Below are 8,900 nucleotides of genomic sequence, written 5' to 3'. Positions count from 1 at the left end.
CGTTCTTAGCACACTCTTGCTGCCTTCTGCCATCGCCCGCCCCCACCATAGAGCATAGTCCGTCCTAATGTGGGCGGCACACATCCAATCCTTTTTATCCTCCATCCAAAAATCCTCTAAGCTTAGCTTCCCCCACAAAAACTGGTATAATTTATACTTTGTGAACAATATTTACTAAAATAAATAGGAGCAACCAGATCTGAAATGATAAAAGACAAGCTAGAGCAATTAGTACAACAGGCAATAGAGACAGCTAAGGCAGAGGGAAAACTACCATTGCAAGAAATCCCTCACGTAGTGCTCGAGCACCCAAAAGAAAAGGCACACGGCGATTGGGCGACCAATGCCGCTCTGGTGTTGGCAGGTATTGTCAAGATGCCGCCGCGTGCTGTAGCGCAAATCGTCGTCGATTCCCTCGGCGATACTGTTACTTATTTCGATAAGATAGAGATCGCGGGCCCCGGATTCATAAACTTCTACTTAAGCAACCGGTGGCTCTACGACGTCCTCTCCCAGATTCGCGAGCAGGGTGAGAAATACGGCCATTCGACTATCGGCTCAGGCCAAAAAGTCCAGGTCGAGTTCGTAAGCGCCAACCCGGTCGGGCCGATGCATGTCGGGCACGGCAGGTGGGCTGCGGTCGGCGATACGCTGGCCAACGTGCTCTCCGCCAACGGCTATGACGTGCAACGTGAATTCTACATCAACGACCAAGGCAACCAGATGAACATCTTCGCGAAATCCGTCGCAGTACGATACGCCCAGCTCCTGGGCCAGGATGTCCCCTTCCCGGAGGACGGCTACCAGGGTGAATACATTAAGGATATCGCGCGCGAGATCATCGCCGAGGATAACGATAAGTATATGAGCATTTCAGAGCAGGGTAGAGAGGCCATCTTTAAAGAACGAGCATACCTGCAGGTTCTCGATCACCTTAAGCATACCCTCGCCAATATGGGCGTTGTGTTTGATTTCTGGTTCAGCGAGCGTGCACTTCATGAACTCTCGACTGTCTCAAAGACCATCGAAGAGCTGAGAGAGCGCGGCTATGTATACGATTCAGAAGGCGCGGTCTGGTTCAAAGCGACCGAATTCGGCGAGGACAAAGACCGCGTGCTGATTCGCGCAAACGGCGAGCCCACCTACTTTGCCGCAGATATCGCCTACCACAAGAACAAGCTTGAGCGCGGCTTCGACAAGATAATCAATATCTGGGGCGCCGATCATCATGGTTACATCGGAAGGATGAAGGCCGCCGTACAGGCGCTGGGTTATCCCTCAGAGAGACTTGAGATCATTATCGGGCAGCTCGTCAATCTCTTGCGGGGTGGTGAGCCGGTCAGGATGTCGAAGCGAACCGGTGAGATGGTCACACTGGATGAACTACTCGAAGAGGTCGGCAAGGATGCGGTACGCTTCTTCTTCCTCATGAGAAGCACCGATAGCCAGCTTGATTTCGATATAGCGTTAGCGAAGGAACAATCCAACGAGAACCCGGTGTACTACGTGCAATACGCGCACGCGAGGATATCGAGCATCGTGCGATTTGCCGAGGCCGAAGGGGTTAGCCTTCACGGGGACGTAAAATATTCCTTGCTTGAAACAGAACCAGAGCTTGACCTTATACGGAAACTCGCCGGATGGCCCGAGGTTCTCGAGCGTGCCGCCCGTCAAAGAGCACTTCATCCACTAACGGTCTATTCCCAAGAGCTGGCCGCCGCATTCCACTTCTTCTATACGAAGTGCCGGGTGGTCGGTGAGGATATGGAACTCTCAACCGCAAGAATGTCGCTCTGTGAAGCCACAAAGACCGTCTTGCGAAACGTGCTTAGCATGCTGGGCGTAGCCGCCCCCGAGCGGATGTAACATACTAGTATTACGCCTTTTGGGTGAGTTGACTTTAAAACTGACGGTAAGTAAGCTGAGTAAGGACTAATAAATACGTATCCAAACTACTGTAATTACCTGTCATATAATTAAATGATATATGTACATATATAGTGGTTTATACTAGACTAGCGTTTCATTAGGGGCATGAAGCATATACAAATTAACGAGAGCACTAGGGAGACTAGGAGGTAGTACATGGCAAAGAAGACAACCGGGCGCGTAAGGAAAAATCGGGTCGGCGTAGGTTCGGGCTTAGGAGAGCTGGAAGCAGATATCATGAGCGTCGTCTGGAAAACCGGTAGCGCATCGGTGAAAGACGTCTTTGAGGAGCTTTATCCCGATAAAAGACTTGCTTACACGACTATAATGACCGTAATGAGCCGCCTCGCCAATAAGAGCGTTTTAAAACAGGATAGGAGCGGTACCGCCTACATTTACACGCCAAACGTAAATCAGGAGGAAATGGCGAACACTATGATCAACAACGTAGTCGATAAAGTCCTGGGCGGCAACCCTGCCCCAGCCATCCTGTTCTTGCTTAGCAAGACCGGATTGGCCGCGGGTGATATCGATAGGATCAAGGAAACCCTCAAGTTAAAAGACGGCGAGCTTGTAAATAGCTAGCAGGATGTTCAATAGGATTCCGTAAAAGATATGCGCCACAACCATGGTTGTGGCGCATTTACTTTTCTTTTTATTGTTGTTGGGCCAGCGTTAATTGATCACAAATACCCCGGGCATTTGAGCCGTTAATCCCACGCCATCGACGAAATAGATATGCAGTGGGTTGGTCTATAAGTGGATAGTTCTACGATTAGTAGTGGTATGGCTCGCCCTTGATGATCTTGAATGACCTATAGATTTGCTCGAGGATGATGAACCTGGCTACCTGGTGCGTAAAAGTGAGTTTTGAAAGCGAGAGGCGAAGGTCGGCCTTCTCAAGCAGCGAATCATCGAGCCCCAGCGCTCCCCCGATTACAAAAGAGATGTTACTCTTTCCAGCGACCATCAAGGATTCCAATTTCTGCGCAAGCTCCTCCGACGAAAGCTCGGCTCCCCGCATATCCAGCGCGATCACATATCGTGATTCACGCGGCTGAAGCAGCTTTTGAAGCTTCAGCGCTTCTTTGGCCTTGACCTCGGCCCCGGGTTTGGTATTAATATCTTCTTCTGCGACCTCTTGAATGGTGACTTTTACATACCTTAAAAGACGCTTTAGATAATCATCGACGCCCCGCTTGAGGTAGTCTTCTTTAAGTTTTCCAACCGCGACGACCTGGATTTGCACGTAAATCCCCGCTAGCGCTTCGGTTTTTCAACGAGGATGACGCTTACGGTTTTTTGTTTACCGTTTCGCAAGAACGTAAGGTACAAGGTATCGCCGACCTTTTTCTGCCGGATCTGTGCGATCAGGTCGTCCATCGTATCGACCGGTTTGCCATCGGCGGCCACTATGATGTCTTTCTCGCGCAGTCCGGCTTTGTCTGCGGGGCTTCTTTTCACGACATCCGTCACAATGGCGCCTTTTGCCACACCGTAGGTGTTATCGACAGGAAGGGTATTGTTGGCGTTCTGGCCTTGAATGCCCATATAAGGGTGGCTTGCCTTACCTTTGTCTATTAGTTGCCTGGCAACCGTTACCGCCGTCTCAACGGGGATGGCAAAGCCGATACCTTCAGTAACACCCGTACTCGAAACGATCAGGGTATTGATTCCGATTACGCGGCCCTGCGAATCGCTGAGCGCACCGCCGCTGTTTCCCGGATTTATCGGCGCGTCTGTCTGGATAAGATTCGTGTAAGTGTTGATCTGCTGTGAATTCTCGTCTGGCAGGCTGAGGGTACGGTTAAGCGCACTGACGATGCCTGAGGTCACCGTGTGCTCAAACCCAAACGGGCTACCGATAGCAACTGCTAGATCGCCCACCTGCAGATTCTTAGTCGAGCCAAATTCAGCTGCCGGTAGACCGGTCCTGTTCACTTTGACCACCGCCAGATCTGAATCCTTATCAGCTGCAACCAGCTTGCCTTTAAGTTCTTCTGTGCCGATGGTGACGAAGATATCCTTTGCATCGGACACCACATGCGCGTTGGTAATAATATAGCCGTCGGAGTTAAATATCACCCCGGAGCCGGCACCGCTTACGACATCGGGGTGGGCCATATCCTTTAGCGTCTGCTTTATGTTGATGTTGACGATGGAGGGTTGCAGCTTTTTAGCAACTGCAGCCACCGGACTTATCGAACCCTTGGCAACGTTGATGATTTCCTTGGAATTGGTGACCGGGTACGAGCCGTGCCCGCTATAGACATCACCGGGTGTGCTTCCATAAAGATAGGGAACGGCATACGTGGCGATAAGCCCGCCAAACAACGCCGCGGAAAACGCAACAGCGATAATTAACGACAGACCCGGTCGCCCGGTCTCGGAGAACCCGTTCTCTTCACGGGTATGTTTCTCTTCCAAGGTACTATCCTTTCTTGTTACCTGTTTGTTCCCTTTCTATCTTATAAAACAAACAGCGGGATAGTACAGCATTACTTTGAGTCGCTTTACTAGACTATCGCTTGCCTTCTCCTCAAGTGAAGCTCGACTTTGCGTTTTACTCTTTGAAGGGCATTGTCTATCGATTTCACGTGTCTTTCAAGCTCGTTCGCTATTTCCTGATACGACTTTCCGTCGATGTAGAGTTTCAGAACCTGAGCCTCGAGGTCGCTTAGAATCTCACCGAAACTCGTTTGCATGCTTTGCATTTCTTCGCCGCTGATAACCAGTTCGACCGGATCGGCGATCTCCGCTCCTGAAAGCAGGTCCATGAGCATGCGGTCGGATTCATCTTCAAAATAGACCGGCCGATTAAGCGATACGTAGGAGTTGAGCGGTAGATGCTTCTGCCGCGTCGCCGTCTTTATCGCGGTGATAATCTGCCGTGTTATGCACAGCTCGGCGAACGCCCGAAACGAAGACTGCTTGTCTTGCTGATAGTCCCTGATCGCCTTATAGAGGCCGATCATTCCCTCCTGGACGAGGTCGTCCCAGTCAGCACCTATCAAGAAATAGGCACGTGCTTTTAACCGCACAAAATTCTTGTATTTATCCAGGAGAAATTCAAGAGCGGAGTCATTGCCCTCTCGAGCAGCGATAACTAGCTGTGCATCAGTAAGCGTTTGAAGAAGAGCTTGAGCATTAAAATACGAAATGTCTGCCTGGATTTGCACTACCAACGCTCCTTCGACTAAGTTGTTACGGTTATAGTAGGCTCATCCCTTTTGCCCCTGCTACTGTGGCTGGCCACCAATGGCCAAGTGGGAGAACGCTTTAAAATTATACTCGTCGCATCGGTATCCGTCAAGAATATAATAGCTATTCGGGGAAGCCGGCGATACGCTCGAGCGCTTGGCGCAACGCGCTGTCGAGGCGCTCTTCGAGCCGAAATCTACCGCCTTTTTTTTGTGTTGTTTTCAGTTCTTTCTCGGTTGCTTCGAGGTCATTCACGAGTTCGCGAGAGCTTTTTCGCAAAACCCCGGGCTTAAAAATAACCTTCTGCTGGCTGTAATCCGACGTGGCGACAACGATATCGCCCTCATAGCCGCCCTTAAAAACGAAGCGCTCGATCATCTGATCCGCGGTTTCCCCCGATCGCGTAAACCATACGTCGATACCAAGGATATTCGCGTGGTGACTTCCCTTAGCTCCCGTCTTGGCCGCATCGAAGACAAGCATGATCTTATAATCGGCAAACATCTGAAGCGTCGCTAAATCCTCGATGAGCTTAATGCGCGCCATCTCCAAATCGTTATCACGCCACTTCCTGTACCTATCCGTCACATATATTAGATTGTAGCCATCCACGATCAAGAGTCTTTGCATTTCCAAACCTTTAAGTTCAGCGATTAGCGAGGGGCGATTGGCGAGGGGCGATTGGCGATTAGGGAAAAACCCACTCTCTCGACCCACACCCAATCGCTAATCGCTCTTCGCTATTCGCTGCTTTTAACCAATCGCTGCCTTAACGCCTCAAACATCATGAGCGCCCCCGCAACGCTTACGTTAAGCGACGAGACATGGCCCCGCATGGGGATGGCGGCCAGATAGTCGCATTTTTCGGATATCAGGCGCGAGATGCCGGCACCCTCGCTGCCCAAAACGATTGCGATCGGGCGGTTGAGGTCGAGTTCGAAATATAATTCGCTGGCTGTTTCGCTTGCTCCCACGACCCAAAACCCCATTTCCTTGAGTTCTTCGATGGTGTAAACGAGATTACTGACCTGTGCGATTTTTACATAAGCCGTGGCGCCCGCCGAGGCCTTATGTACGGCCGCCGTTACCGGGGAAACCCTCCGTTTGGCGACGATTACGCCGGCCACCCCGGATGCGTCGGCCGAGCGCAGGAGCGCGCCGAAGTTTTGTGGGTCGGTTATCCCGTCCAGGAGTACGACGACGGGATTCTGCGAGATGTCCAAACCCTCTGCAAGCTCGGCAAACGATGCATACCTGTACGACTCGACGGCCGCGATAACACCCTGGTGAGCCCTTGAATGGGAGAGTTCGTCCAGCCTCTGTTTATCCACCCTCTCAATACGAATGCCCTGTTTATTAGCCAGGGCTTCGATTTTTTCAATGATATCTGATGGTTTTGTTTGCGCCGCCATATATAATTTGGTGATCCTGCCGCGGCTTTTAAGTAACTCGTATACCGCCCGCCGGCCCTCAACAGTCTCCATTCCCAGACCCACTTTCTAGACTCTATTTAAGTTTCCATCTCGAGCCAAGCGGCGTATCTTCGATCTCGATGCCCATCTGGGTAAGGCCATTTCGTATCTTGTCCGCTGTAGCGAAGTCCTTCTCTTTTCTGGCGGTGTTTCTGCGCTCCAGTATCTCATCGACCAGCTCGACTTTACCCTTGCTATCGGTTGATCCCAAGACATCACCGGCAAGGTCGAAAATCGCGTCGGGCAGCTTCTCGCCCACCTCTTCGGCCCCCGGGAGTGCAAGGGCCAGGCCCAGCGCACCGGAGAGTTCAAGCAGCATCGCATCGGCTTTTTTCAAGATATCCTGGGCATGCATGCTCATCTCGCCGTAGGCTTCGATAAACGTGTTCGTCTCCTTTACCAGGTCAAACATCGCAGCGAGCGCCGCCGCCGTATTGAAGTCATCATCCATGGACTCAATAAATTTTTTCTTGGCTTCGGCAATCGCCCCCTCGAGCCGGTCGGCCTGCTCGACCTTTTCGGGCACTCTGGTAACCGTCATTGCGCCCAGGGCATCCCCGATTCTCCTTCGCACGTTCAAAAACCTCTCGTATGCGGCTTCGGCCTCTTTGAGTTTATCCGTGCCAAAATTAATCGGGCTCCTGTACTGCGTGCCCAGCGCAAGCAAGCGCAGCACATTCCGGTCGTATTCTTTCAGTAAATCCCTGACCAGGATGATATTTCCCAGGGATTTCGCCATCTTCTCGTCACCGATATTGACCATACCGCCGTGCAACCAGTACTTGACGAAGTCTTTACCCGTAAAACCCTCGGTCTGGGCGACTTCGTTCTCGTGATGCGGGAAGATCAAATCACGTCCGCCACCATGGATATCAAACGTAACGCCCAGATACTTCAGCGACATCGCGGAGCACTCGATATGCCAGCCCGGCCTCCCCTTTCCCCAGGGACTGTCCCAGGACGGCTCCCCCGGCTTGGCGGATTTCCAGACTGCAAAGTCCATCGGGTGGTGTTTTCTCGGGTCGACCTCAACGCGCTCCCCGGCCCGCATGTCTTCAAGATCGCGGTGCGCGAGCTTGCCGTACTCGGGAAACTTGGCGATCTCGTAATAGACATCCCCATCGATGACATACGCGAGCCCTTTCTCGATCAGGCCCTCGATAATCTCGATCATTTCCTTGATATGCTCGGTTGCCTTTGGAATAATCGTTGGACGGGCAAGCCCCATATTCGCGGTATCCTCTGCAAACGCCTCCGAGTAACGCTCGGCGACTTCGCTTGGGGCAACCCCTTCTTCCTTGGCCTTATTGATGATCTTGTCATCGACGTCGGTAAGGTTACGCACGTAAGTGACATCATAGCCTTTATATTTCAAGTAGCGGTAAATGATATCGAAGGACAGGTAGGTGCGACCGTTCCCTATATGGATGTAGTTATACACCGTCGGACCGCAGACATACATGCCCACTTTACCCCCATCGCGGGGGATAAACTCTTCCTTTTTCCTACTCATCGTGTTGTAGACTTTTAGGGACATTAAAACAACACCACCTCAAATTAGCTAGCCGCTTGGATCGCTGCCTGGATGGCCGCTTCAACGCGACGTTGCGCCTGCTCTTTGTCGAGAATATTCAGGACATACGGCAGCTCGGGGCCCTTGGCGGCGCCGGTGAGCCCTACTCGTATCGGCATAAACAGGTCTTTTCCGGTAACGCCGAGCGGCTTGAACTTATCTCGCACGGCATTCACCACCTCGCGGCCGCTTTCCATATCAAGTTCCCCGTGGCTGCGAAGAAGTTCCAGCAGAGCCGTTAATACCTCTGGTACATTCGGCTTTCTAAGCCACTCAAGCGCCTCGGGCTGCAGTTCATACTCGCCTAAAAATATTTTAGCATACGCAGGGATCTCCGATAGAACGGTCAAGTTTCCCCGTACCGCCTCTACGACTTTAAGCAGATACTCGAACTCGTGTTTCGAGACCTCGCCCTGCGGGATTAAACCCGCTTCCTTTAAATACGGGATACAGAGGTTGGTAAGGCGTTCTAAATCCGCCGAGCGGATGTGCTGCCCATTGAGCCAGTTAAGCTTACCGATATCAAAAATCGCCGGGCTTTTAGATATCTTCTCGATTTCAAATGCGTCCGCAAGTTCATCGAGTTCAAACACCTCGCGCGTATCCTCCGGAGCCCAGCTTAAAAGCGCCAGATAGTTGTTGATCGATTCGGGCAGATACCCTTTCGACCGGTAATCGCCGACAGCGGTAGCCCCATGACGCTTGCTGAGTTTCCCGCCATCCGG

9 protein-coding genes are annotated in these 8,900 nt (G+C 51.7%); 2 read left to right on the top strand and 7 right to left on the bottom strand.

Translation table 11 applies throughout. The features are described 5' to 3' along the window. The first annotated feature begins 204 nt into the window (after window positions 1–204). Both argS and ACYC56_RS09690 read left to right on the top strand, forming a co-directional pair. Window positions 205–1,866 (top strand): arginine--tRNA ligase, encoded by a 1,662-nt coding sequence (gene argS, locus ACYC56_RS09695; RefSeq protein ID WP_461373977.1) that lies wholly within the window; start codon window positions 205–207, stop codon window positions 1,864–1,866. A gap of 219 nt (window positions 1,867–2,085) precedes the next feature. After that, a complete protein-coding gene (locus tag ACYC56_RS09690) occupies window positions 2,086–2,514 on the top strand; it encodes a BlaI/MecI/CopY family transcriptional regulator (protein WP_461373976.1) in 429 nt (142 codons plus the stop codon). A gap of 190 nt (window positions 2,515–2,704) precedes the next feature. On the opposite strand, the gene rlmH is transcribed toward ACYC56_RS09690, so the two are convergent. From rlmH to ACYC56_RS09655, 7 genes are all read right to left on the bottom strand, one after another. Further along, window positions 2,705–3,178, bottom strand: a complete 474-nt coding sequence (gene rlmH / locus ACYC56_RS09685; protein WP_461373975.1) for a 23S rRNA (pseudouridine(1915)-N(3))-methyltransferase RlmH — start codon at window positions 3,176–3,178, stop codon at window positions 2,705–2,707. A gap of 11 nt (window positions 3,179–3,189) precedes the next feature. Beyond that, on the bottom strand, window positions 3,190–4,356 hold the full coding sequence (locus ACYC56_RS09680) for a S1C family serine protease (protein ID WP_461373974.1): 1,167 nt from the start codon (window positions 4,354–4,356) through the stop codon (window positions 3,190–3,192). 89 nt (window positions 4,357–4,445) lie between these two features. Next, window positions 4,446–5,108, bottom strand: coding sequence for an RNA polymerase sporulation sigma factor SigH (gene sigH / locus ACYC56_RS09675; RefSeq protein ID WP_461373973.1), 663 nt, complete (start codon window positions 5,106–5,108; stop codon window positions 4,446–4,448). A 145-nt stretch (window positions 5,109–5,253) separates the two neighbouring features. Beyond that, entirely contained in the window at window positions 5,254–5,760 is a 507-nt protein-coding gene (locus ACYC56_RS09670; RefSeq protein WP_461373978.1) for an NYN domain-containing protein, read from the bottom strand. A 110-nt stretch (window positions 5,761–5,870) separates the two neighbouring features. Beyond that, window positions 5,871–6,614 carry a 23S rRNA (guanosine(2251)-2'-O)-methyltransferase RlmB gene (gene rlmB / locus ACYC56_RS09665; protein WP_461373972.1) on the bottom strand — a complete coding sequence of 248 codons (744 nt, stop codon included), beginning with the start codon at window positions 6,612–6,614 and terminating at the stop codon, window positions 5,871–5,873. Between the two features lie 22 nt (window positions 6,615–6,636). Further along, window positions 6,637–8,139 (bottom strand): cysteine--tRNA ligase, encoded by a 1,503-nt coding sequence (cysS, locus tag ACYC56_RS09660; RefSeq protein ID WP_461373971.1) that lies wholly within the window; start codon window positions 8,137–8,139, stop codon window positions 6,637–6,639. Window positions 8,140–8,159: 20 nt separating this feature from the next. After that, window positions 8,160–8,900 (bottom strand): glutamate--tRNA ligase family protein (locus ACYC56_RS09655; RefSeq protein WP_461373970.1); only part of this gene is annotated, 741 nt, incomplete at its 5' end.

It is taken from the genome of Candidatus Aquicultor sp. (assembly GCF_054640775.1).
This window is presented reverse-complemented; position numbering and strand designations above follow the sequence as displayed.

Excerpts from the sequence above, each read along its gene's own strand:
- rlmB (WP_461373972.1), bottom strand. The coding sequence starts at position 6,614 with ATGGAGACTGTTGAGGGCCGGCGGGCGGTATACGAGTTACTTAAAAGC.
- cysS (WP_461373971.1), bottom strand. The coding sequence starts at position 8,139 with ATGTCCCTAAAAGTCTACAACACGATGAGTAGGAAAAAGGAAGAGTTT.
- argS (WP_461373977.1), top strand. The coding sequence starts at position 205 with ATGATAAAAGACAAGCTAGAGCAATTAGTACAACAGGCAATAGAGACA.
- ACYC56_RS09670 (WP_461373978.1), bottom strand. The coding sequence starts at position 5,760 with ATGCAAAGACTCTTGATCGTGGATGGCTACAATCTAATATATGTGACG.
- ACYC56_RS09690 (WP_461373976.1), top strand. The coding sequence starts at position 2,086 with ATGGCAAAGAAGACAACCGGGCGCGTAAGGAAAAATCGGGTCGGCGTA.